The sequence below is a fragment of the Massilia sp. NBRC 108631 genome, assembly GCF_059704565.1.
In genome coordinates this window covers 1-24221 of sequence record NZ_BAAKJE010000053.1, presented here as the reverse complement: position 1 = coordinate 24221, position 24221 = coordinate 1, and the positions used below count along the sequence as shown (strand labels likewise).

General features: G+C 66.4%; 22 protein-coding genes. 13 read left to right on the top strand and 9 right to left on the bottom strand.

Features of this window, described 5'->3' with window-relative positions:
* Positions 1–21: 21 nt before the first annotated feature.
* The 3 genes from kdpD to AC6H42_RS06060 all read left to right on the top strand — a co-directional run bounded on the left by kdpD (position 22) and on the right by AC6H42_RS06060 (position 4242).
* Positions 22–2766, top strand: coding sequence for a two-component system sensor histidine kinase KdpD (gene kdpD, locus AC6H42_RS06070; protein ID WP_497547612.1), 2745 nt, complete (start codon positions 22–24; stop codon positions 2764–2766).
* Entirely contained in the window at positions 2763–3488 is a 726-nt protein-coding gene (kdpE, locus tag AC6H42_RS06065) for a two-component system response regulator KdpE (protein ID WP_229418032.1), read from the top strand. Before kdpD ends, kdpE begins: the two co-directional genes overlap by 4 nt.
* A gap of 73 nt (positions 3489–3561) precedes the next feature.
* Positions 3562–4242, top strand: a complete 681-nt coding sequence (locus tag AC6H42_RS06060) for a DUF4214 domain-containing protein (RefSeq protein WP_497547611.1) — start codon at positions 3562–3564, stop codon at positions 4240–4242.
* A gap of 15 nt (positions 4243–4257) precedes the next feature.
* Here the strand turns inward: AC6H42_RS06060 and AC6H42_RS06055 are convergent, their stop codons facing one another.
* The 3 genes from AC6H42_RS06055 to AC6H42_RS06045 are packed head-to-tail and all read right to left on the bottom strand — an operon-like array spanning position 4258 to position 6891.
* Positions 4258–5427 (bottom strand): vWA domain-containing protein, encoded by a 1170-nt coding sequence (locus tag AC6H42_RS06055; protein WP_057153126.1) that lies wholly within the window; start codon positions 5425–5427, stop codon positions 4258–4260.
* 1 nt (position 5428) lies between these two features.
* Positions 5429–6025: a GNAT family N-acetyltransferase gene (locus AC6H42_RS06050; RefSeq protein ID WP_057153127.1), complete on the bottom strand. Its 597-nt coding sequence runs from the start codon at positions 6023–6025 to the stop codon at positions 5429–5431.
* Positions 6025–6891, bottom strand: a complete 867-nt coding sequence (locus tag AC6H42_RS06045; protein WP_057153128.1) for an AAA family ATPase — start codon at positions 6889–6891, stop codon at positions 6025–6027. Before AC6H42_RS06045 ends, AC6H42_RS06050 begins: the two co-directional genes overlap by 1 nt.
* A gap of 195 nt (positions 6892–7086) precedes the next feature.
* Between AC6H42_RS06045 and AC6H42_RS06040 the strand changes: the two genes are divergently transcribed.
* Complete coding sequence (locus tag AC6H42_RS06040) at positions 7087–7425, top strand: c-type cytochrome (protein WP_057153129.1); 339 nt, start codon at positions 7087–7089, stop codon at positions 7423–7425.
* An 11-nt stretch (positions 7426–7436) separates the two neighbouring features.
* A complete protein-coding gene (locus AC6H42_RS06035; RefSeq protein WP_057153130.1) occupies positions 7437–7778 on the top strand; it encodes a c-type cytochrome in 342 nt (113 codons plus the stop codon).
* 50 nt (positions 7779–7828) lie between these two features.
* Here AC6H42_RS06035 and AC6H42_RS06030 read toward each other — a convergent pair whose 3' ends face one another.
* A complete protein-coding gene (locus AC6H42_RS06030; protein ID WP_057153131.1) occupies positions 7829–8188 on the bottom strand; it encodes a hypothetical protein in 360 nt (119 codons plus the stop codon).
* A gap of 209 nt (positions 8189–8397) precedes the next feature.
* Here AC6H42_RS06030 and AC6H42_RS06025 point away from each other — a divergent pair, with 209 nt between their 5' ends.
* Positions 8398–10512: a M36 family metallopeptidase gene (locus AC6H42_RS06025; protein WP_497547609.1), complete on the top strand. Its 2115-nt coding sequence runs from the start codon at positions 8398–8400 to the stop codon at positions 10510–10512.
* A 46-nt stretch (positions 10513–10558) separates the two neighbouring features.
* Here AC6H42_RS06025 and AC6H42_RS06020 read toward each other — a convergent pair whose 3' ends face one another.
* Both AC6H42_RS06020 and AC6H42_RS06015 read right to left on the bottom strand, forming a co-directional pair.
* Positions 10559–10990: a DUF1841 family protein gene (locus AC6H42_RS06020; RefSeq protein WP_057153133.1), complete on the bottom strand. Its 432-nt coding sequence runs from the start codon at positions 10988–10990 to the stop codon at positions 10559–10561.
* 54 nt (positions 10991–11044) lie between these two features.
* Positions 11045–11788, bottom strand: coding sequence for an RNA pyrophosphohydrolase (locus AC6H42_RS06015; protein WP_497547608.1), 744 nt, complete (start codon positions 11786–11788; stop codon positions 11045–11047).
* A gap of 203 nt (positions 11789–11991) precedes the next feature.
* Here AC6H42_RS06015 and AC6H42_RS06010 point away from each other — a divergent pair, with 203 nt between their 5' ends.
* From AC6H42_RS06010 to AC6H42_RS05995, 4 genes are read left to right on the top strand one after another with little or no spacing between them, the layout of a single operon-like run.
* Positions 11992–13731 carry a proline--tRNA ligase gene (locus tag AC6H42_RS06010; RefSeq protein WP_057153134.1) on the top strand — a complete coding sequence of 580 codons (1740 nt, stop codon included), beginning with the start codon at positions 11992–11994 and terminating at the stop codon, positions 13729–13731.
* Between the two features lie 56 nt (positions 13732–13787).
* Positions 13788–14396 carry a lytic transglycosylase domain-containing protein gene (locus AC6H42_RS06005; protein ID WP_057153659.1) on the top strand — a complete coding sequence of 203 codons (609 nt, stop codon included), beginning with the start codon at positions 13788–13790 and terminating at the stop codon, positions 14394–14396.
* 57 nt (positions 14397–14453) lie between these two features.
* Complete coding sequence (locus AC6H42_RS06000) at positions 14454–15929, top strand: alkaline phosphatase (protein WP_497547607.1); 1476 nt, start codon at positions 14454–14456, stop codon at positions 15927–15929.
* A 14-nt stretch (positions 15930–15943) separates the two neighbouring features.
* Positions 15944–17341, top strand: a complete 1398-nt coding sequence (locus AC6H42_RS05995) for an alkaline phosphatase (RefSeq protein WP_497547606.1) — start codon at positions 15944–15946, stop codon at positions 17339–17341.
* 86 nt (positions 17342–17427) lie between these two features.
* Here the strand turns inward: AC6H42_RS05995 and AC6H42_RS05990 are convergent, their stop codons facing one another.
* The 3 genes from AC6H42_RS05990 to AC6H42_RS05980 all read right to left on the bottom strand — a co-directional run bounded on the left by AC6H42_RS05990 (position 17428) and on the right by AC6H42_RS05980 (position 21650).
* On the bottom strand, positions 17428–17811 hold the full coding sequence (locus tag AC6H42_RS05990; RefSeq protein WP_082551499.1) for an SWIB/MDM2 domain-containing protein: 384 nt from the start codon (positions 17809–17811) through the stop codon (positions 17428–17430).
* Between the two features lie 192 nt (positions 17812–18003).
* Entirely contained in the window at positions 18004–19371 is a 1368-nt protein-coding gene (gene ffh, locus AC6H42_RS05985; RefSeq protein WP_057153663.1) for a signal recognition particle protein, read from the bottom strand.
* A 77-nt stretch (positions 19372–19448) separates the two neighbouring features.
* Positions 19449–21650, bottom strand: coding sequence for an NHL repeat-containing protein (locus tag AC6H42_RS05980; RefSeq protein WP_497547605.1), 2202 nt, complete (start codon positions 21648–21650; stop codon positions 19449–19451).
* 197 nt (positions 21651–21847) lie between these two features.
* Between AC6H42_RS05980 and AC6H42_RS05975 the strand changes: the two genes are divergently transcribed.
* The 3 genes from AC6H42_RS05975 to AC6H42_RS05965 all read left to right on the top strand — a co-directional run.
* Positions 21848–22825: an ABC transporter substrate-binding protein gene (locus AC6H42_RS05975; protein WP_057153138.1), complete on the top strand. Its 978-nt coding sequence runs from the start codon at positions 21848–21850 to the stop codon at positions 22823–22825.
* Between the two features lie 9 nt (positions 22826–22834).
* A complete protein-coding gene (locus tag AC6H42_RS05970) occupies positions 22835–23680 on the top strand; it encodes an ABC transporter permease (protein ID WP_497547604.1) in 846 nt (281 codons plus the stop codon).
* Positions 23680–24221, top strand: a 542-nt coding sequence (locus tag AC6H42_RS05965; protein ID WP_497547603.1) for an ABC transporter ATP-binding protein, incomplete at its 3' end; no start/stop codon positions are given. The genes AC6H42_RS05970 and AC6H42_RS05965, both read left to right, overlap by 1 nt.

Sequence of the window (24221 nt, the reverse complement as noted above, 5' to 3'; positions counted from 1 at the left end):
CGTTTTGCAGAGTAGAGATCCATGTTTCCAAGCGAGGGCCAACGGCCCGATCCCGACGCGCTGCTGGCGCAGGTCCAGGCGCAGGAGCGCAAGGCTGCGCACGGCCGGCTGCGCATCTATTTCGGCGCCTCGGCTGGCGTCGGCAAGACCTACGCCATGCTGTCGGCAGCGCGCAAGCTGCAGGCGGCAGGCCAGGAGGTGCTGGTGGGCGTGGTGGAAACCCACGGCCGCAATGAGACCGCGATCCTGCTGGACGGGCTGGACGTGTTGCCGCTCAAGGAGGTGGCCTATCGTGGCAAGGTGCTCAAGGAGTTCGACATCGACGCCGCGCTGGCGCGCCGGCCGGCGCTGATCCTGATGGACGAGCTGGCGCACTCCAACGTGCCCGGCTCGCGCCACCCCAAGCGCTGGCAGGACGTCGAGGAGCTGCTCGATGCCGGCATCGACGTGCTCACCACCGTCAACGTGCAGCACCTCGACAGCCTGAACGACGTGGTGGGCGGCATTACCGGCATCCGCGTCAACGAAACCGTGCCGGACACCGTGTTCGACGCGGCCGACGAGGTGGTGCTGGTCGATATCCCTGCCGACGAATTGCTGGCGCGCCTGAAAAGCGGCCGCGTGTACCAGCGGCCGCAGGCCGAGCGCGCGTCAAAGAATTTTTTTCGCAAGGGAAACCTGATTGCGCTGCGCGAGCTGGCGCTGCGCCGCACCGCCGACCGCGTGGAGGACGACGTGCGCGCCTACCGCGTCGAACAATCCATCGGCACGATCTGGAAGACCGGCGCTTCGCTGTTGTGCTGCGTGGGCCCGCGTCCGGGCTGCGAGCACGTGGTACGCAGCGCCGCCCGGCTGGCCGGCCAGCTCGGCACCGAGTGGCACGCGGTGTACATCGAAACACCGGCCTTGCAACGCCTGCCGGAGGCGGAGCGCGAGCGCATCCTGAGGACGCTCAAGCTGGCCCAGGAGCTGGGTGCAGTCACGGCCGTGCTGGCCGGCGGCGACATTGCCGCGACGGCGGTCGAGTATGCGCGCAGCCACAATCTGTCCAGGATCGCGCTGGGACGCGGCCATCCAGGCTGGCCTTGGCGCGCGGCCCACATCAAGCGCATGGCCGGCCTGGCGCCGGATGTGGACCTGATCGAGATCGGCGCCGCCAGCCGCGACAGCGTGCCAGCGGCGGGCGCCGGCGCGGCCTCAGCCCCCGGCTCCGCAGACGGCGACGACGCGCCCGGCGCCGCCGGCAAGCGGCGCGGGCTGGCTTACCTGGGCGCGGCGGCCGCCAGTATCGCCACCGCGCTGGCCACCGCGCCACTATTGCCGCATGTGGACCTGGCCAATATCGCCATGCTGTTCCTGCTGGTGGTGGTGCTGGTGGCGGTGCGCCTGGGGCGCGGCCCGTCCGTGCTGGCCACCTGCGTCAGCGTGCTGTGCTTCGACTTCTTTTTCGTGTCGCCCCGCTTCAGTTTCGCCGTGTCGGATTTCCAGTACGTGATCACCTTCGGCGTGATGCTGGCGGTGGGCCTGATCACCGGCCACCTGACGGCCGGGCTGCGTTTCCAGGCGCGTGTCGCCTCGCACCGGGAGGCGCGCTCGCGCGCCCTGTACGAGTTCGCGCGCGAGCTGTCCGGCGTGCTTCAGACCGAGCAGATTTTCGACAGTACCCGCAGCGCGGTGCGGGCCGCATTCCGCGCCAGGGCCACGCTGCTGCTGCCGGACGACGACGGCCGCCTGCAGCCGGCCGCGCCGCAGCCAAGCGGTGCGGCCGGCGCCGTCAACCTGTCGGTGCTGGACCTCGGCATCGCCCAGTGGGCTTACGACCGTGCCGAAAGCGCCGGCCTGGGTACGGACACACTGCCGGCCAGCCGCATCTTCTACTTGCCGCTGGTGGCGCCGATGCGCACGCGCGGCGTGCTGGCCATCGAGCCGGAAAACCGGCGCTGGATGCTGATCCCCGAACAGCGGCAGCAGCTCGATACCTTCGCCGCCCTGGCCGCCATCGCGCTCGAACGCGTGCACTACATCGAGGTGGCGCAGGCCGCGCTGGTCAGCATGGAATCGGAACGGCTGCGCAACTCGCTGCTGGCTGCCCTTTCGCATGACTTGCGCACGCCGCTCACGTCGCTGGTCGGGCTGTCCGAATCGCTGGCCGCTTCGAAGCCGCCGCTGGCGCCGCAGCAGCTGGACCTGGCGCAGTCGCTGCACGCCGAATCGCTGCGCATGAGTACCCTGGTCGCCAACCTGCTGGACATGGCGCGCATCCAGAGCGGCGAGGTGAAGTTCAACCTGGAGTGGCAGGCGCTGGAGGAAGTGGTGGGCAGCGCCTTGCGCGCCAGCGCACCGCAGCTCAGGCGGCACGCCGTCAGCACCGGGCTGCCGCACGGCCTGCCGCTGCTGCGCTACGACGCGGTGCTGATGGAACGCGTGCTGTGCAACCTGCTGGAGAACGCCGCCAAGTACACGCCGCCCGGCTCGCAGATCGTCGTCAGCGCCGCGCTGCACGGCGCCTGGATGAATGTGATGGTGTACGATGACGGACCCGGCCTTCCGGCGGGCCGCGAGGAAGCCGTGTTCGAGAAATTCACGCGCGGCGAACGCGAGTCGGCCAAGCCGGGCGTGGGCCTGGGACTGGCGATCTGCCGCGCCATCGTGGAAGCGCACGGCGGCGCCATCCATGCCGCCCCGTCGCCGCTGGGCGGCGCCGCCTTCGTCATCGCGCTGCCGCTCGGCATGCCGCCTGCACCGCCTGAAGAATTGATGGAATGATGAATACCCGACCGATGGAAAAACCGGGCGAAACGCCGCCCGTCGCCCTGCTGGTGGAAGACGAACCGCAAATCCGCCGCTTCGTGCGCGCCGCGCTGGAAGAGGAGGGCTGGCACGTGCACGAATGTCCGACCATGCAGCGCGGCCTGATTGATGCGGGCACCCGCAAGCCGGACCTGGTGGTGCTCGATCTGGGCCTGCCGGACGGCGACGGCGTGGCCTTCCTGAACGATTTGCGCAAGTGGTCCACGGTGCCGGTGATCGTGCTGTCGGCGCGGGTCAACGAGGCCGACAAGATCAAGGCGCTGGACGCCGGCGCCGACGACTACCTGACCAAACCCTTCGGCGTGGGCGAGCTGCTGGCCCGGGTGCGCGCCACCCTGCGCCGCCAGCGGCAGCCGCAAGCCGACACGGCGGGCATCGTGCGCTTCGGCGAAGTGGCGGTGGATTTGCAGAACCGCCGCGTCACCAAGGGCGGCCAGGGCGTGCACCTGACGCCCACCGAATACCGGCTGCTGGCGGTGCTGGTGGGGAATGCCGGCCGCGTGATGAGCAATCCGCAGCTGCTGCGCGCCGTATGGGGGCCGTCGCAAAGCGAAAACGGCCACTACCTGCGCATCTATATGGGCCACCTGCGCCACAAGCTGGAGGACGATCCTGCCCAGCCGAAATACCTGCTGACCGAAACGGCGGTCGGCTACCGGCTGCAGCTGCCCGGCTAGAAACAAATTGTAATTCTTCTCATGCGCGTCAAAACAGCGGCCTAAGATTAGCCATCGATTGCGCGAGGAGAGCATGATGGGTTACATACTGCACGGCACCGACTGGGACGACAACATCGACGGCACCGCCGGCGACGACGACCTGTACGGCTACGCCGGCTACGACTCCCTGTTCGGCGGCCGGGGCGACGATTACCTGAACGGCGGCGCCGGCCTCGACGAGGCCTTCTACAACGGCTACCGCGACGAATATTCGGTGCTGGCCGACGGCGGACAGTTCTGGGTCAACGACGAGGTCGGCGATGAGGGCCTGGACCTGCTGATGAATGTGGAGCGCCTGAACTTCAAGGACGGGGCGGTGGCGCTGGACATCGACGGCAACGGCGGCGAGGCCTACCGGCTGTACCAGGCCGCTTTCAACCGCGAACCGGACGAAGTGGGGCTGGGCTTCTGGATGGCGCATATGGACCAGGGCTACAGCCTGCGCGCCATCGCGCAGAACTTCGTCACCTCGAACGAGTTCCGCGACACCTACGGCGCCAATGCCAGCAACGCCGAAATCGTGCTGCGCTTCTACTTCAACGTGCTGCACCGCGCGCCCGACCAGGAGGGCTTGAATTTCTGGGTGACCGCGCTGAACACCGGCCAGGCCACCGTGGCCGACGTGCTGACCGGCTTCAGCGAGAGCGCGGAAAACTACGCCCAGCTGATCGGCAAGATGCAGGACGGTATCGACTACCAGCCCTGGGGCTAGGCGCTTCGTCGCGCGCTATTTGCTCAGCATGCGCATGGCCCGCTCCAGCCCTTCGATGGTGAGCGGGAACATGCGGTTGTTCATCAGCTGGCGGATGACGGCGATCGACTGGCGGTACTGCCACAGTCCTTCCGGTTCCGGATTGAGCCAGATGAATTTGGGGAAGGCGTGCGTGAAGCGGCCCAGCCATTCGGCGCCGGCCTCCTCGTTGTTGTATTCGACCGAACCGCCCGGCTGCAGGATTTCGTAGGGGCTCATGGTGGCGTCGCCGACGAAGATCACCTTGGTGTCCGGCGTATATTTGCGCAGCACGTCCCAGGTGGGAAAGCGTTCGGCGTTGCGGCGGCGGTTGTTCTTCCACAGGTAGTCGTACACGCAGTTGTGGAAGTAGAAGAATTCCATGTTCTTGAACTCGGTCTTGGCGGCCGAGAACAGCTCTTCCGTGCGTTCGATGTGGTCGTCCATGGTGCCGCCCACGTCGAGCAGCATCAGCACCTTGATGTTGTTCTTGCGCTCGGGCTGCATCTTGATGTCGAGGAAGCCGGCGTTGTTGGCGGTGGCGCGGATGGTCTGGTCCAGCGCCAGTTCGTCCTCGTGGCCTTCGCGGGCGAACTTGCGCAGGCGGCGCAGGGCCACCTTGATGTTGCGCGTGCCCAGCTCCCGTTCTGAGTCGTAGTCCTTGTAGGCGCGCGCTTCCCACACTTTGACGGCGGTGCGGTTGCCGCCCTTGCCGCCGATGCGCACCCCTTCCGGGTTGGTGCCGCCGTTGCCGAACGGCGAGGTGCCGCCAGTGCCTATCCACTTGCTGCCGCCCTCGTGGCGTTCCTTCTGCTCTTTGAGCAGCTCGTTCAGGCGGTCCATCAGCTTGTCGTAGCCGAATTTTTCCAGCGCGGCCTTCTGCTCCTCGCTCAGCTCGCGCTCCATGCGCTTGATCAGCCAGTCGAGCGGAATCGCGCTGTTGGTTTCAAAGGCGCCGTTGATGCCCTTGAAGTATTGCGCGAAGGCGCGGTCGAACTTGTCGTAGTGGGCTTCGTCCTTCACCAGGGTCAGGCGCGACAGATAGTAGAAATCGTCCATCGAGGCGTCGATGACGTTCTTCTGCATCGCTTCCAGCAAGGTCAAAAACTCCTTGATGGAGACGGGGATCTTCGCGTCTTTCAGCGTGAAGAAAAAATCGATCAGCATGTCACTCTCTATCCAGCTTGTAGCGCAGGTGCGCCTTGATTTCCGGCCATTCGCCGCGCACGATGCTGTACATGACGGTGTCGCGCACGGTGCCGTCGCGGCGCAGCGCGTGGTGACGCAGCACGCCGTCCTTTTTCGCGCCCAGGCGCTCGATGGCGGCCTGCGAGGCGTGGTTGAAGTTATCGGTGCGGAAGCCGACCACGGCGCAGCCCAGCGTTTCGAAGGCGTGTGTCAGCAGCATCAGCTTGCAGCTGGTGTTGACGTAGCTGCGCTGGCGGCTGCGGGCATACCAGGTGTAGCCGATTTCGGCGCGGTCCAGCGCCGGCACGATGTCGTGGTAGCTGGTGGTGCCCACCACTTCCCCGGTCACGCTGTCGACGACGGCGAAGGCGAAGCGGCCCGGGCGCATTTCCAGCGCCGTGGCGATGTAGCCGTCCACCTGGTCCGGCGCCGGCACGGAGGTGATGCGCAGCTTCCACAGCTCGCCGTCGTGGGCGGCCGCCAGCAGGCCGGCGGCGTGCTGCGGGCCGAGCGGCTCCAGGCGCACGCCGTTCAGTTCCAGCGTGACGGAGGCGAAATTGGCCAGGGCGCTGTTCATCAGCGGTTGGTCCGGTTCATGAACACCAGGCGCTCGAACAGGTGCACGTCCTGCTCGTTCTTCAGCAGCGCGCCGTGCAGCGGCGGCACCACGGCCTTGGCGTCCTTGCTGCGCAGCGCTTCGGGCGGGATGTCCTCGGCCAGCAGCAGCTTGAGCCAGTCCAGGAACTCGGAAGTGGACGGCTTTTTCTTCAGGCCGGGCACGTCGCGCACTTCATAGAAGGTCTGCAGCGCGGTGGCCAGCAATTCCTGCTTCAAGGTCGGGTAGTGCACCTTGACGATTTGCTCCATCGTGTCCTTGTCCGGGAACTTGATGTAGTGGAAGAAGCAGCGGCGCAGGAAGGCGTCCGGCAGTTCCTTTTCGTTGTTGGAAGTGATGATGACCAGCGGGCGGTGCTTGGCCTGCACCATTTCGCGCGTCTCGTAGACGTAGAATTCCATGCGGTCCAGCTCGCGCAGCAGGTCGTTCGGGAACTCGATGTCGGCCTTGTCGATCTCGTCGATCAGCAGCACCACCGGTTCCGGCGCGGTGAACGCCTGCCACAGCACGCCCTTGACGATGTAGTTGTGGATGTCGCGCACGCGCTCGTCGCCCAGCTGCGAATCGCGCAGGCGCGACACGGCGTCGTATTCGTACAGGCCCTGCTGGGCCTTGGTGGTGGACTTGATGTGCCACTGCATCAGCGGCATGTCCAGCGCGGCGGCCACTTCCTCGGCCAGCATGGTCTTGCCGGTGCCCGGTTCGCCCTTGATGAGCAGCGGGCGCTGCAGCGTCAGGGCCGCGTTCACGGCCAGTTTCAGGTCGTTGGTGGCGACGTAGTTGTCGGAACCCTGGAAGCGTTGGCCTTGGCCCTTGTTTGCTTGCATAGAATGGCATCTCTTAGTGGAAAATGAATCCCCTGAGTATATGCCAGAACGCTATACCACACTGCGGGCGGATGATGTGGACTCGCAACTTGTTATTGGGTTAGAATCGTTGGCTGGTAGTGTAAAAGTCAACTTTTGCGACTACTGTTTCACGCAGTATCAATCACATTACTGACGCTAACCTAGCCATCCACCATGAAAAAAATCTACGCAGTTCTCGTGCTTGCAGGCATCGCCAACGTTGCCGCAGCAGCGGACATCGTTGGAAACGCCAAGGCGGCTCCAGCCAAGATCGAAATGTGTATCGGTTGCCACGGCATCCCCGGCTACAAAGCCACCTTCCCGGAAGTGTTTCAGGTGCCCATGATTGGTGGCCAATCGGCTAAATACATCGAGAACGCGTTGCAAGGCTACAAGAAGGGCGAGCGCAAGCACCCTTCGATGAAGGGCATCGCCGTCAGCCTGTCGGACCAGGATATCGCCGACATCGCTGCCTTCTATTCGCAGCAGACCGCTAAAACCGCGCAGAAATGAGGCCTTACGACATGAAAAAACTGATCATCGCCCTGTTCTGCGCTTCCGCTTCCTTCGCCGCCACCGCCGGCGGCAACATCAACGCCGGCAAGGCACTGGCAGAGAAGTACAGCTGCGCCGCCTGCCACGGCAAGGACTACAATTCGCCGATCGACCCGTCGTATCCGAAGCTGGCCGGCCAGCACAAGGATTACCTGCAGCACGCGCTGACCGCCTACAAGCGCGGCGACGCGCCGAACGGCCGCAGCAACGCCATCATGACCGGCCAGGTCAAGCCGCTGAGCAACCAGGACATCAAAGACCTGGCGGCGTACCTGCACAGCCTGCCAGGCAATATGGTGACGCACCGCTGATTCCGCGCTGCAGCATCAATCGGCCAAAGCCACGCAGCGCGTGGCTTTTTTTATTCCGCCTGCACCGTGAGCCGCTTGATGGCGGCGTTCTTGCCGTAGGTGGCGGAGGCCAGCAGCGGGGCGGGGCAGCGCACGCGGTACAGATAGCTGCGCTCCTCGCCGTCGGTGCTGCGGCGCAGCAGTTCCAGTTGCAGCGGGGCCGGGCAGGGGCGCAGCAGCGCCGCTTCCGCCGTGCCCGCGCCAGCGCCCCTGCGCGCCAGGGCGGCGGCCACTTCCCTGGTCACTTCCGGCTCGGCATCCTCGATGGGCGCAGCGGCGGCCGCGGCCGCTGTGCGCTGCGCCTGGGCGGCCGGCATGGCGCAGCCGGCGGCCAGCGCGCAGGTCAATGTCAGGGATAGCACTCGTCGCATGGGCTTCGCTCCTTGTAAAGTTGGCCCATCTTAGCCCGAGTTCGGGCGCCCTCCAAATTGTCTCAAATTGAACAAAGCGCGGCGTTCTGTCTAAAAAGGCCTGCTTTTACAACGGCGCAAAACGCGTGGCTATACTCGGCTGGCAGCCATATGCACCAGCATATGCCCCCTTATTTGCACACCACCGAACTGATAGGAGTCGTTGCCGCATGCGCCACTTTGCCCGTCCCATCCTCGCATCCCTGATCGTCCTCGCCTACGCCGGCGCCGCCCACGCGGACAGCCGCTCGGTGGACAACCTGACCTTGTTCTCCAACACCAAGGCCGGCTCGGCCGAGGACGCGCTGCGCCAGAACGCGGCCCGCTTCGGCCTGCCCGCTTCGCTCAAGAACCTGGAACTGGTGAAAGTGCAAGAGTCGCTGACCGGCAAGCACTACCACTACCAGCAAATGCTGCGCGGCCTGCCGGTGGACCGGGCCGTCATCATCGTGTCGATCGGCAAGGGCGGCCAGTTGCAGAAGATCTTCAACGAAACCCGCCACATCTCGGACGAGGTGGACGCCAAGGCCGTCAACCAGCTGTACAACCAGTCGCACATCTCGGAAGAGCAGGCGCTGGACAAGGGCTGGAACAACATGAAGGTGCAGCACCCGCTGGTGGACGTGCCGCGCACCGAGCTGGTGTGGGTGCCGAGCAAGGACGGCGTGCAGCTGGCGCGCAAGGTCAGCATCGAAGCGCAGATGCCGACCGGCGGTTTCGTGCAGTACCTGAACGCGCACGACGGCAGCGTCATCGATTCCTACTCCACCTCCATCCCGCGCAAGGGCGAGCGCTCGCTGGCGGCGCGCGCCACAGTGGGCGGTCCGGTGCTGGACCGCCGCAGCGCCATGAAGGCGGCCAGCGACACCCAGGCGGCCCGCACTTCGCTGCGCGCTTCGGCGCCGGTCGCCGCGCTGGCGCCGTCCGGCATCAACGGTTCCGGCTACGCCTTCGATCCCGATCCGCGCACCGCGCTGGCCACCGAGGCGCTGACCGACACGTCGGCCGCGTCCGCCTTCGACGCCGGCTACTCGAACAAATCGCTGCGCGACCTGACCGTGGTGGGCAGCAACTACACGCTGACCGGCCCCTACGTGAACATCAAGAACATCGAAGCGCCCAACACCGCGCCGTCGACCACCATCAACGGCGTGTGGACGGCCAAGCGCGGCAGCAACGCCTTTGACGACACCAACGTCTATTTCCATCTGGACCAGAACCAGCGCTACATCCAGTCGCTGGGCTTCACCGGCACCAAGTCCATCATCAACCGTCCGTTCGACGTCGACACGGACGGCCTGAACGGCGACGACAACTCGCACTACAGCTATAGCGGCAGCACCGACTACCTGGCCTTCGGCCACGGCTGCGTGAACGACAGCGAGGACGCGGACGTGATCCTGCACGAGTACGGCCACGGCATCCACCGCAACATCAACTCCGGCTGGAGCGGCGGCGACACCGGCGCCATGGGCGAAGGCTTCGGCGACTACTGGGCCGCGTCCTACTCGTACAGCACTCCCAACGGCAAGACCTTCCACCCGGAATGGGCCTTCAGCTGGGACGGCCACGGCGCCTGCTGGGCCGGCCGCATGCTGAACCGCACCGATGCCAAGTACAACAGCAGCAAGACTTACGGCGCGCACCAGTCGGTGACCGAAGGCGGCGTCTCGTTCTCGTCCGACGAACTGTGGTCGGCGCCGCTGTACCAGTCCATGGTGGCGCTGATCGCGGCCGGCAAGCCGCGCGGCAATATCGACCAGATCATCCTGGAAGCGCACTTCGGCCTGGGCAGCAACATCAAGATGCCGGCCATGGCCACGGCCATCGTCAACGCGGCCAAGACGCTGTACCCGGCCGACCTGACTTATGCCAACACCTTCCAGGCCAAGTTCGAGGCGCAGAACATCCTGTCGTCCACGCCGAGCGGCCCGAGCGTGGCCGAAACCGAGAGCAACAACACCACCGCCACCGCGCAAGTGATCGCCACGGCCGGCACCACGGTGAACGGCACCATCAGCGCCAACTCGGATGTGGATTACTACAAGGTGACCTTGCCAGCAGGCAAGACGCTGACGCTGACCCTGACCCCGAACGCCGCCTCGGATTACGATCTGGAACTGTACAACAGCGCCGGCACCAAGCTGACCTCCAGCACCAAGGGCACCGGCCAGGTGGACACCGTGACCAGCACGGCGTCCGGCGTGCTGTACGCCAAGGTGATCCGCTACAGCGGCGGCACCGGTTCGACCAACGGCAAGTACACGCTGTCGGCCGGCTGGTAATGTTGGGGTAGCAAAGAAACAACCCGCCGCGGCGGGTTGTTTCGCGTCAGCGCGCCGCGCGGCGCTGCACCGCTTCGATGTAGGCCAGCCCGTCCAGCGGCTGGCCGCTGCGCTGGGCGTTCCAGATCATCTCGCCCAGGCATTCCATGATCTGGTGCTGGGCCTCGTGCGCCGAGTCCAGTTTCAGGGTCAGCGCCGTGGCGGCCGCGCGGATGCCGGGTGGCTGGTCGATCGAGATCTGCTCGTCGATCGACAAGTGCATGGACAGGTGCAGGAAGGGATTGGTCTGGCCGGTATCGACGGAGTAGTCGCGCGCCAGGGCCGCTTCCACGTCGCTCAGGATGTCTTCGTATTCGGGATGGTGGCGGATCCAGTCGCCCGCCATGGTTTCCAGCGGCGTCAGGATGTCGTTGGCGCGCTGCTTCTGGAACACGGCGCAGAAGAAGCGCCGCACGTCGTCGGAGGAGGGATTAAACATGGGCGGTATTGTACCCCGGCATAAAAAAACGGACGCGCGAGCGTCCGTTTTTGCCTAGTCCTGGCCCGGCAGCACGATGCGGGGCGTGTCGGCCGCGCAATCGCAGGGATCGCCGCCCACCAGCTCCGGCGCGCCCACCGCGGCCGCCGCGTTGGCGGCGTTGGCCGCCACGGCAGCGCTGGCGATGCTTGCCTTGCTGGCATTGCTGCCAACATTGCCAGCGTTGCCATTATTTCCGCTATTGCCGCCGCCATTCCTGGGAGCATGCGGCTGGCGCAGGTAGCGCGACGTGTGGTGGCGGTTACCGTTGCCGTTGCCATGCGCCGGCCACGTCAGGAAACGCGACAATTCCTGCAGCGCGCGCTGGTAGACGTCGCGCTTGAACTCGATCACCACATCCAGCGGCACCCAGTACTCATGCCAGCGCCACGCGTCGAACTCGGGATGGTCGGTCAGGCGCAGGTTCACGTCGTTGTCGCGCGCACACATGCGCAGCAGGAACCAGATCTGCTTCTGGCCACGGTAATGGCCGCGAATTTCGCGCTTGATGAAGTGGTCGGGCACCTCGTAGCGCAGCCAGTCGCGGGTGCGGCCGACAATCTTGACGTGTTCCGCCCGTAAGCCTATTTCTTCCTCCAGCTCCCTGTACATTGCCTGTTCAGGCGTTTCGCCGTACTTGATCCCGCCTTGCGGGAACTGCCATGAGTGCTCGCGCACCCGCTTGCCCCACCACACCTCGTTATGGGCGTTCAGCAGGATGATGCCGACGTTGGGCCGAAACCCTTCACGGTCGAGCATGTTGCACCTCAAACTTTCTGCTTGCAGTACGTCCTTCTTATATTTTTGCCCACAAACCTGCGCGCCAGCCCGGTTTTCGGGGTACGAAAACCGTCGGCGGGCCATCTAATGAACGCATTTGTATAAAGTATGGACGCATCAGCCAGCTAATCCTTTAAAATTAGGTTGATTATAACTCTCTCTTTTTAAAAAGAATTCACCGTATGCGTGCCTCCCGATTTTTTATTTCAACTCTCAAAGAAGCGCCTGCCGACGCCGAGATCGTCAGCCACAAATTGATGATGCGCGCAGGCATGATCAAGCGCCTGGGCTCCGGTATCTACACCTATATGCCGATGGGCCTGAAGGTGATCCGCAAGGTCGAAGCCATCGTGCGCGAAGAGATGAACAATGCCGCCGCCATTGAGCTGCTGATGCCGCTGGTGCAGCCGGCCGAGCTGTGGCAGGAGACGGGCCGCTGGGACAAGATGGGCGCCGAACTGATGCGCGTGAAGGACCGTCACGGCCGCGAGTTCGCCATCCAGCCGACTTCCGAGGAAGTGATCACCGATGTTGTTCGCTCGGAAATTAAATCCTACAAGCAGCTTCCGTTGAATTTTTACCACATCCAGACCAAGTTCCGCGACGAGCGCCGTCCGCGTTTCGGCCTGATGCGCGGCCGCGAGTTCACCATGAAGGATGCCTATTCCTTCGACCGCGACCTGGCCGGCATGCAGCAGTCGTACCAGGTCATGTTCGACGCCTACACCCGCATCTTCACCCGCTTCGGTCTGAAGTTCCGCGCGGTGGCGGCCGACAACGGCGCCATCGGCGGCACCGGTTCGCATGAATTCCACGTGATTGCCTCCACCGGCGAGGACGCGCTGGTGTACTGCCCGACCTCGGACTACGCGGCCAATATGGAAGCGGCCGAGGCGCTGGCGGCCGGCACCCGCCCGGCGCCCGGCGCCGAGCTGGTGAAAACCGCCACGCCGAAGGCAGCCAAGTGCGAAGACGTGGCCAAGCTGCTGGGCACCGAGCTGAGCAAAACGCTGAAGACGCTGGCGCTGACGGTCGAGCAGGAAGGCAAGGACGGCAAGGCCGGCAGCAAGCAGTACTTCATGCTGCTGCTGCGCGGCGACCATGAGCTGAACGAAATCAAGGTGGCCAAGGTGCCTGGCCTGGCCGGCCACCGCTTCTCCACCGAAGCGGAAATCCTGGAAGTGTACGGCTGCGTGCCGGGCTACCTGGGCCCGATCGGCACCAAGGCGCCGGTCACCGTGGTGGCCGACCGCAGCGTGGCCAACATGGCCGACTTCATCACCGGCGCCAACGAGGAAGACTTCCACTACACCGGCGCCAACTGGGGCCGCGACGTGGCCGAGCCCGCCATCGTGGCCGACTTGCGCAACGTGGTCGAGGGCGATCCTTCGCCGGACGGCAAGGGCGTGCTGGCGGTCGAGCGCGGCATCGAAGTGGGCCACGTGTTCCAGCTGGGCACGGCGTACTCGGAATCGATGAAAGCCACCTTCCTGGACGAGAACGGCAAGGCCGCGCCGCTGCAGATGGGCTGCTACGGCATCGGCGTGACCCGCATCCTGGGCGCCGCCATCGAGCAGAACTTCGACGACAAGGGCATCATCTGGCCGACCTCGCTGGCCCCGTTCGAGCTGGTGCTGTGCCCGATGGGCTATGACCGCAGCGAACTGGTCAAGGAAGAGACCGACAAGCTGTACGCCGCCGCCCAGGCAGCCGGCATCGACGTCATCGTGGACGACCGCGGCCTGCGCCCGGGCGCCATGTTCGCCGACTGGGAACTGATCGGCGTGCCGCACCGCGTGGTGATCGGCGAGCGCGGCCTGAAGGAAGGCAACCTGGAATACCAGGGCCGCCGCGACGCCGAAGCGACCGCCGTGCCGCTGGCCGAGGTGGTGGAATTCATCAAAGGCAAAGTGCAGCAGTGAGCACCATCAGCCAACAGCGCAAGGGCGCGGAACGGCGCCGGTTCTGGGCCCGCCCGCTGCGCTGGTGGCACGTGCTGGCGTTCTCGACCGGCGTGCTGAGCGCGCCGTTCGGCTTTGCCGGCAACCAGCAGGAAGAAGCGCTGGCCGACTCGGTGCGGCTGGCGCTGTCGAACGCCATCCTGGACGCCCGTCCGCCCAAGCCCTCTTTTTCCAACGCGGCCGACCGCCAGCGCTATGAACTGTGGCTGGCGCAGATGTCGGCGCGCCTGAAGCGCAAGCTGCCCGACGAACAGCTGCGCACCGAGTTCCTGGAAACGGCGTGGTACGAGGCGCGCCGCGCCGGGCTGGAGCCGGGGCTGGTGCTGGGGCTGATCCAGGTGGAGTCGGCCTACCGCAAATACGCGGTGTCGGTGGTGGGCGCGCGCGGCTACATGCAGGTGATGCCGTTCTGGACCAATGTGATCGGCGACCGCGACCGCCGCAAGCTGTTCAACATGCAGACCAATCTGCGCTACGGCTGCGCCATCCTGCGCATGTACATCGACATGGAGCGCGGCAACCTGTTCCTGGCGCTGGGCCGCTACAACGGTTCGCGCGGCCGGCCCGACTATCCGAACGCCGTGCTGGCGGCCTGGAACAACTGGAAAGTCACTCCGCCTATCTGATTCTCCACAGCACCGTTTTCAGATAAGATGGCTGCCTTTGCAACTTGAAGGTGGGCCATGGAAAATCGGATTCAGCGTGCGGCGGCAGGGCTTGCCATTACCGCGATTGCAGTTTCACTGTCCGGCTGCGCCGGCACCGGCACCGGCTCGCGGCAGCCAGGCCCGCAGGCCGAGGCGCCCGTGCCGCCCGCCATGCCGGCTGCATCCACGGCGCTCAAGCACATCATCTTCCTGGTCGGCGACGGCATGGGCTTCAACACGCTCACGGCCGCGCGCAACTACGCGGTGGGCGAGTCGGGCGACCTGGCCATCGACACGCTGCCCGAGTCGGCTTACGTAAAGACCTATTCCAGCGATATGCAGGTGACCGACACGGCCGCCGCCATGTCGGCCTACATGACGGGCGTGAAGACCAACAACGGCCAACTGGCCGTGACCGGTTGCGCGCCGGCCGGCGGCGCCGCGCCGCGCGCGCCAGCCACGCTGCTGGAGCTGGCGCGCAAGCGCGGCTGGGCGGCCGGCGTGGTCAACGCGGCCAGCGTCACCGATCCGCTGACGGCGGCCGGTTACGCGCACACCTGCCAGGCCGCGCGCAGCGAGGACATCGCCGCCGCGCTGGTGCCGGGCGGCGCAGGCTACAACGAACAGCTGGTGGGCGGCCTGGACCTGGTGCTGGGCGGCGGCGCCCAGCACTTCCACAAGCGTGCCGACGGCCGCGACCTGCTGGCCGAACTGCGCGGCCAGGGCTACACGCAAGTGGCCGACTCGGCCGCGCTGGCGGCGCTCGCAGCGTCGGCGCCCGCCGCATCGCCCGCGCCTGCGATCGCCGGCCAGCGCGTGATCGGCCTGTTCAATGGCGCGCTGCACGCGCCGTCCGCCACCGCTTCCGCCGCCGTGCCGGCGAACGGCAAGGAGCCTTCGCTGCCGGCCATGACCTCGGCCGCAATCGACCTGCTGGCCAAGAGCGGCAAGGGTTTCTTCCTGGTGGTGGGCAACGGCCAGATCGGCCAGGCGCAGCGCGCATCGACCGCGCGCCGCGCGCTCGATGAAACCGTGGCGCTGGACGCCGCGCTGAAAACGGCCATCGACAAGATGCAGGCCATCGACCCCGGCCTGAAGCGCACCCTGATCGTCATGACCGCCAGCAGCGACAGCACCTTGATCCTGAACGGCTATTCGATCCGCACCGGCAAGACCACCGCCACCGAACCGGGTGTGCTGGGCCTGGTGCGCAAGTACACGGACGGCAAATACTACAAGGACCTGGACGACGTGCCCTACACCATCATCGGCTACGGCAACGGCGTGAACCGGGTCAAGGGCAGCCGCGCCGGCGGCTCGCTGCTGAGCGACGCCATCGTGACGGAGCCGAACTACCGCCAGGAAGCGACGGTGCGCATGGCGCCGGGCGCCACCACCAATGGCGGCACCGACGTCTACCTGGGCGCCATCGGCGCGCGCGCGGCCGACTTCCGCGGCACGATCGAGAACACCCAGGTGCACACGCTGATCAAGAACGCAGCCGGCTGGTAAAGGATAACAACAATATGAAACGCAATCTGATCATCTCCGCGCTGCTGGCCGCCGCTGCCGCATCCGCCCACGTGCACGCCGGCGAAGCGAAGAACGTCATCTTCTTCCTCGGCGACGGCATGGGCCCGACCGCCATCACCGCCGCGCGCATCTACCAGTACAAGGAAGAAGGCCTGCTCAAGTTCGAGCGCCTGGAGCGCGTGGCGCGCATCAAGACCTATTCGCAGGACGCGCAAACCACCGACAGCGCGCCCTCCATGGGCTCCTACATGACCGGCGTGAAGATCCAGAACGAAGTGATCTCCATGTCGTCCGACACCAAGGCCATGGCGCCGAAGAAGGACGCGCACGGCAATCCCACCATCGACACCTGCGCCGCCGGCAACGGCCGGGCCGCTGTGACGATACTGGAACTGGCCAAGGCGCACGGCAAGGCCGTGGGCGCGGTCACCACCACCGAAGCGACGCACGCCACGCCGGCCTCCACCTACGCGCACAGCTGCCACCGCAGCAGCGGCTACGCCATCGCGGTGCAGGCGGTGCCGGGCGGCGCGGGCTACAATCCGGCGCTGGGCGACGGGCTGGACGTGCTGATGGGCGGCGGCCGCCACCACTTCACGCCCTACAGCGCCGACAACACCAAGGGCCGCGCCGATGGCCGCGACCTGCTGGCCGAACTGGCCGCGCGCGGCTACGCGGTGGCCACCGACCGCACCCAGATGGAAGCGGCCAAGCCGGGCCGGAAGTTCATCGGCCTGTATGCCAAGGAGGACCACCTGGCCTATGAGCTCGAGCGCGGCGCGCGCAATCCGAAAGGCGAGGCGGCCACGCAGCCGTCGCTGTCGGAGATGACCTCCAAGGCCATCACGCTGCTGTCGGCCAAGCCGGAAGGCTTCTTCCTGATGGTCGAAGGCGGCAAGATCGACCACGGCCTGCACGATTCGAACGCCAAGCACGCGCTGGTGGACCTGGTGGCGTTCGACGACGCCATCCAGACCGCGATCGACCGCATGCAGCTGCTCGATCCGGGCTTGCGCAACACGCTGATCGTCATCACGGCGGACCACGACCACACGCTGGCCTTCAACGGCACCGCGCGGCGCGGCAACCCCATCCTGGACATCGTGCGCAACGCGGACGGCACGCCGGCGCGGGATGCCGACGGCCGCACCTACACCGCGCTGGCCTTCGGCAATGGTCCGAACCGGCCCAACGAGCGCGCCGACGTGGCCAGCGAGACCGCGCTGGGCGACCACTACCACCAGGAGACGGGCATCCGTATCAAGGGTGAAACGCACGGCGGCGGCGACGTCAAGCTGTACGCCACCGGCGCCGGCGCGCAGGCGTTCAAGGGCACCATGGAGAACACCAGGGTGTTCGATCTGATGAAGGCCGCGTTCGGCTTCAAATAGGACGGGGCAAAAGCGGGAGGCGAAAAAAAAGGCCCCGGCCGCGCGTGCGACGGGGGCTTTAGTGTGCGCTGCGCACGCGCAGGCTCTTATTTCAAGTGATCGGAGATCAGCTTGGTCATTTCGAACATGGACACTTGGGCTTTGCCGCCGAAGACGGCTTTGAGCTTGTCGTCTGCATTGATCATGCGGCGGTTGGCCGCGTCTTGCAGATTCAGCTTCTTGATGTAGTCCCACACTTTCTTGGTGACTTCGGTGCGCGGCAGCGGGGAGGCGCCTACCACGGCGGCCAGCGAAGCCGATGGGGTCAGTTCCTTCATGAAGGCGGCGTTGGGCTTGCGAGGTGCTGCGGCTTTCTTGGCGGCGGCAGGTTTGGCGGCGGCGGTTTTAGCCGGAGCTGCTTTTTTGGCCGCAGGCTTTGCTGCTGCTGCTTTCTTTGCTGGTGCTGCTGGGGTTTTCTTGGCTGTTGCCATATTCGAGCCTCCTTAACGAACACAGGGAAAAGTTGCGCAATTCAATCGCACGGCTAATATTGGTGGGGATTTGCCGACTATGCAAGTGTTTTTCGTGTTTTTTCTCGGAAACGCCACGCAAGGGCAAAGGAAGCGCAAAGGGGCCAGGGTTAATTAAATAACCCTGGCCCCTTTTTGCCGCGATGCACCGGATTAGCGCAGGCCCGGCATCATGCCCTTCATCGAGCGCATCATCTTCATCATGCCGCCGCCCGAGAGCTTTTTCATCATGGTCTGCATCTGCTCGAACTGGTTCAGCATGCGGTTGACTTCCTGCACCTGCACGCCGGCGCCGGCGGCGATGCGGCGCTTGCGGGTGGCTTTGATCAGCTCCGGCTTGGCGCGTTCGGCCGGCGTCATCGAGTCGATGATGCCCACCATGCGGCGCACCTGCTTGTCGGCCTGGTCCATGTTGGCGCCGCCGGCGGCCTGCTGGAACTGGGCCGGCAGCTTGTCGACCAGGCTGGCCATGCCGCCCATTTTCTTCATCTGGCCCAGCTGCGCCTTGAAGTCGTTCATGTCGAACTTGCCGCCCGACTTGACCTTGGCGGCCAGGTCGGCGGCCGCTTTCGCGTCCACCCCTTTGCGCGCCTCTTCCACCAGCGCCATGATGTCGCCCATGCCCAGCACGCGGCTGGCCATGCGGGCCGCGTCGAACGGTTCCAGGCCGTCCAGCTTTTCGGACACGCCGGCGAACTTGATCGGCTTGCCCGTCACGTGGCGCACCGACAGCGCGGCGCCGCCGCGCGAGTCGCCGTCCAGCTTCGTCAGCACGATGCCGGTCAGCGGCAGCGCGTCGTTGAAGGCCTTGGCGGTGTTGATGGCGTCCTGGCCCAGCATGGCGTCGACCACGAACAGGGTTTCGATCGGTTTCACCGCCGCGTGCACGGCGGCGATTTCCTTCATCATCTCCTCGTCGATGCCGAGGCGGCCGGCGGTGTCGATGATCAGCACGTCGTGGTAGTGCTTCCTGGCCCAGTCCAGCGCGGCCAGCGCGATGTCGACCGGCTTGTCCTGCGCGGTGGAGGGGAAGAAGTCGGCGCCGACCTGGCCGGTCACCGATTGCAGCTGGGCGATCGCGGCGGGACGGTACACGTCGGCCGAGACGGTCAGCACTTTCTTCTTCTTTTCTTCCTTCAGGTACTTGGCCAGCTTGCCGACGGTGGTGGTTTTACCCACACCCTGCAGGCCGGCCATCAGGATGATGGCCGGCGGCTGCTGCGCGAACGACAGCTGCGACGCTTCCGGACCGAGGTCGGCGCCCATCAGGGCGGCCAGCTCGCGCTGCACCACGCCCACCAGGGCCTGGCCCGGCGTGAGCGAGGACAGCACCTCTTCGCCGAGGGCTTTTTCCTTGACCTTGGCGATGAACTCGCGCACGGCCGGCAGGGCGACGTCGGCCTCGAGCAGCGCCATGCGCACTTCGCGCAGCATCTCGGCGGTGTTGGCTTCGGTCAGGCGCGCCTCGCCGCGCATGGTCTTGACGACCTTGGCAAGGCGCTGGGTCAGATTGTCTAGCATGGTCAACCTACTAATTAATATGCATGGTCCGGCGGCAGGCCGGAAAGGCGCCCATTTTACCTTATCCGGGCGCCGCTTCAGCGCGGCGGCAGCACCAGGCGCACAATGGCCGAGCCCGACGCCACGGCGAAACTGTTGGGACCGGTCGGCACGATGCTGCGGATCAGCGACAAATGGCCGGGCAACGCGCCCAGTTCGGTGCCCAGCTGCAGTTGCAGCGCGGGCGTGCCGGCCACCAGGGTCTGGCTGCCGTCGGGCGCCACGCGGAAGATGCCGCCGGCCTGCAGGTCGGTCCGGTAGCGGTTGCCGTCCGGCGCCGCGCCCAGGCCGGCGGGCAGGGCGGCCACGGTGCTGACCACGCCCTGCGGCGTGACCATGCGCACATTGGTGCCGGAGTTGTTCTTGAGCACGCGGTCTTCGAGGTAGACGTTGCCGGCGCTGTCGATGCCGGCCAGCACCGGAAGGCCGAAGCGCGCGGCGATCCCCGTGCCGTCGCGCTGCAGCGGCAGCGCGGTATTGCTGCCCGGGACGCCGGCGATCAGGGTGAAGCTGTTGCCGGCCTCGACGCGGTAGAGACCGCCGCCTTCGGCGCCGTCCAGCGGCGCCACCGTCACCAGCAGCTGGCTGGCCGGATTGACCGCCATGCCTGTCACGCGCACGCTGAGTTCGGCCGAGGCGTAGGTGCTGACCGCACCGGACGGCGTGGTCTTGCGGATCACCGCGGTGCGCGGCGCGCCGTCGGCCTGCTCCACCGAGTAGATGTTGCCGTTCGCGTCGGCCGCCAGCAGGCCGGGGTGCACGTAGCGCGCGGCCGCGCCCTGGCCGTCGACCGCCTGCAGCGTGTCGTCTTCCAGGCCGGCCAGCAGCACGGCCTTGCCGTCGGCGCCGATGCGGCTCACGCTGTGCCGGCCGGCCACCAGCACGGCGCCGTCGGCCAGCACGCGCATGTGCAGCGCGGCCGTCTTATAGCTGCCTTGCGGCGTGCCGACTGTATACAAGGGGGCCAGCGCGCCGCCGCCGAGTTTGCGGATCTGGTAGCTGGTCTGGTCGGCGGCGGCGAACAGCACCAGCACGTTGCCGGCGGCGTCGGCGCCGATCTGCGCGGGGCGCGCGCTGGCGCTGCCCAGCTGCACCGGCTCCAGCCGCGCCAGCGTGCTGACCTCGCCGGCCGGCGTGATGCGGCGCACCGCGGCCGAGGTGAGCGCGTACAGGTTGCCGTCGCGCCCGGCCGCCACCGCACCCAGGCCGGCGAAGCGGGCCGCCGCGCCGCTGCCGTCGACGTCGGCCGGCACGGCGCCGGTACCGTCGCTGCCGCCGGCCAGCAGCGTGGTGCTGCCGTCGGCCTTGAGCACGCTGATGCGGTCGTCGCCCACCAGGTAGAGCGCGCCGCCGCGGCCGGTCAGCGCGCTGGCCCGCGGCGGCATGCCCAGCCGGGTGCCGTAGCTGGCCAAGGTGGACACATGGCCGTCGGCGCCCAGTTTGCGGGTCCATCCGGTCCACGAGTCGACCGAGCTGGACACGAAGTGGCGGCTTGAGTCGTCGAGATAGATGCTGCCGTCGGCGGCCACGCTGAGGCCGGTCAGGTCTTCAAAGCGGGCCTGCGCCAGCGGGCCGTCGCCGAAGCCGCGCACGCCGTTGCTGAGCGTGCTCACGGCGCCGTCCGGCGTGATTTTGCGCAGCCGGCTGCTCTGCAGGCTGTAGTCGGCGAGGTAGACATTGCCGGCCGCGTCCGCGTCGATGCCGGCGATGCCGGAGAAGCGGGCCTCGCTGCCCAGGCCGTCGCGCGGCCAGTTGTTCTCGCCGCCGTTGCCGATGTTGCCGGCCACCAGGGTCAGGCCGGGGCGGGCCGGGTCCGGCGCCAGGCTCAGCGTGAGGGTCTTGTTCAGGCTGCCGCTGGTGGCGACGATGGTCACGGTGGCGGCCGCGTTGACGGCGGCGCTGGCCGGCGGGGTGTAGCTGACGCTGGCGCCGCTGGCCGCGCTCAGGGCGCCCGGGCTGCCGGCGGCCAGCGCCCAGGCCACCGTGCCGGAACCGTTCAGGCTGGCCGTCAGCTGCACCGGCGCGCCGCCGGCAGTGGCGCCGGTGGCCGACGCGCTGACGCTCAGTTCGGTGGCCGGGGCGATCACCGGCGGGGGCACCGGCGATGCGCCGCCGCCGCCGCCGCAGCCAGCCAGCGCGGCGGCCAGCGCAGCGGCCAGCGTGGCGGCAAGCAGCCGGGCGGCCAGGTGCGGGGCGGAGGGAGGGCGCGGCGGCGCGGCTGGCAAGGTATCGGGCGGCATATTGCTTCCTTTAGTCTGTGTATCAATGTCAAGAAACCGTTTTCCCGCAGATTGTCCGCCATTGCGCCCCTGGCAATGTGCGCACAATGTCACAACGGCGCCGGCAGGCAATATATTTGCTGTTTTTCGCAATGTTGCTTGGTATGATCTGTTCACAATGACGCTGGCCGCCGGCCACAATCCCAAGGAGAGACTGCATGAAACTGAATTCGTTCGGCAAGGTGGTGGCGGTGGCAGCATTGGCGGCGGCGTGCGGCGCGGCCCAGGCGCAGGAAGTGGTGCGGCTGGGTAACCTGAAGTTCGCCCACTACGGGGCGGTTTCCTATATCAAGGAGATCGCGCCCAAGTGCGGCATCAAGGTCGAGGAGCACATGTTCGCCAAGGGCCTGGACGTGATGCAGGCCATCATCGCCGGCGAGCTGGACGTGGGCACCACCGCGTCCGAGGCGGCCATCTCGGGCCGCGCCGGCGGCGCGCCCATCGTGGTGGTGGCCGGCTTCGCCAAGGGCGGCGCGCGGCTGGTGGGGCGGGCCGACCTGAAGCTCAAGTCGGTCAAGGATTTGAAAGGCAAGCGGGTGGGCGTGACGCGCGGCGGCATCCAGGAAGTGCTGCTGCTGGCCGAGCTGCAGCAGGCCGGGTTGACCGTGTCCGAGCAGCCCGGCAAGGACGTGCAGCTGGTGCTGCTGGCCTACGCCGATTTGAACCAGGCCCTGCTGGGCAAGAACATCGACGCCATGATGCAGTCCGAGCCGCAGTCCTCGCAGGCGCTCAACAAGGGCTTCGGCACGGAAATCCTGAAGCCCTACGACACGCCGATCGGCGAGCCGATCCGCACCATGGTGATGACGGAGAAATTCTACAAGGAGAAGCGGCCGCTGGCCGAGAAGTTCATGCGCTGCTTCGTCGAGGCCACCAAGACCTTCATCGACCAGCCGGCCGTGGCCGAGAAGTATGTGCGCGACGTGGTGTTCAAGGGCCAGATCAGCAGCGACGACTTCCAGGACGCGATCAGCAATTCGCCGTATTCCTACGACATCACGCCCGAGCACATCCAGATCACCACCGATGTCATGGTGAAAACCGGCGTGGGCAAGATGAGCAAGCCGCCGGTGGCCAGGGACTGGGTCAAGACCGACCTGCTGGACGCGGCCAAGAAAAGCCTGAACGTCAAATAAGGGGGCGCCATGGCACGACGCACGGGCAAATTCCTGGGCACGGTCGCCTGGCGCGAAGTGGGCGTGGGCCTGGTGGTGCCGGCCGCGGTGATCGCGGTGTGGCAGGCGGTGGCCATGCTGGGCTGGGTCAACCCGCAGGTGCTGCCGTCGCCGCTGGCGGTGGTGCAGAAGTGGATCGCCTACCTGCTGCCGCTGCAGCCCTACGCCGAAGCCGAGGGCAGCTGGCTGCGCTGGGCGCTGTCGGGCGAACTGATCCACGATTCGCTGGGCAGCTTGTACCGCGTGGTGGTGGGCTTCGTCATTGGCGCCGGCCTGGCACTGCCGCTCGGCCTGTCGATGGGGGCCAGCCCGCGCGTGTATGCGTGGATGAACCCGCTGGTCCAGCTGCTGCGCCCGATTCCGCCCATCGCCTACATTCCGCTGTCCATCCTGTGGTTCGGGCTGGGCAACCCGCCGGCCGTGTTCCTGATCGCGCTGGGCGCCTTTTTCCCGGTCTTGATGAACACCATCGCCGGCGTGCGCCAGGTCGACAGCATCTATATCCGGGCGGCGCGCAATCTGGGCGCCTCCGGCTCGACCATGTTCCTGCGCGTGATGCTGCCGGCCGCCGTGCCCTACATCCTGTCGGGCGTGCGCATCGGCATCGGCACCGCCTTCATCGTGGTCATCGTGTCGGAAATGATCGCCGTCAACAACGGCCTGGGCTTCCGCATCCTGGAGGCGCGCGAGTATTTCTGGTCCGACAAGATCATTGCCGGCATGATCACCATCGGCATGCTGGGCCTGGCGATCGACGTCGGCATGAACCGCCTCAACAACCACCTGCTGCGCTGGCACCGGGGACTGGAGCACTGATGGCACAGATACAGATTTCCAAGGTGAGCAAGGTGTTCAAGACCGCCGAGCGCGACGTGGTGGCGCTGCAGGACATCGAGCTGGCGATCCCGCAAGGCCAGTTCGTCTGCCTGCTGGGGCCGTCCGGCTGCGGCAAGTCGACCCTGCTCAACGCAGTGGCCGGCTTCGCGCCGCCGTCGTCCGGCCAGATCGTGGTGGATGGCAAGCCGGTCGAGGCGCCGGGGCCGGAGCGCGGCATGGTGTTCCAGGAGTATGCGCTGTTTCCGTGGATGACGGTGGCCGACAACGTCGCCTTCGGCCTGCAGATCAAGGGCTTGCCCAAGGCCGAGATCGACGCCACCGTGGCGCGGCTGCTCAAGATGCTGTCGCTGGGCGACTTCGGCAACCGCTTCCCCAAGGATTTGTCGGGCGGCATGCGCCAGCGCGTGGCCATTGCCCGCGTGCTGGCGCTCGATTCGCCCATCATGCTGATGGACGAGCCGTTCGGCGCACTGGACGCGCTGACGCGGCGCAACCTGCAGGACGAGCTGCTGCGCATCTG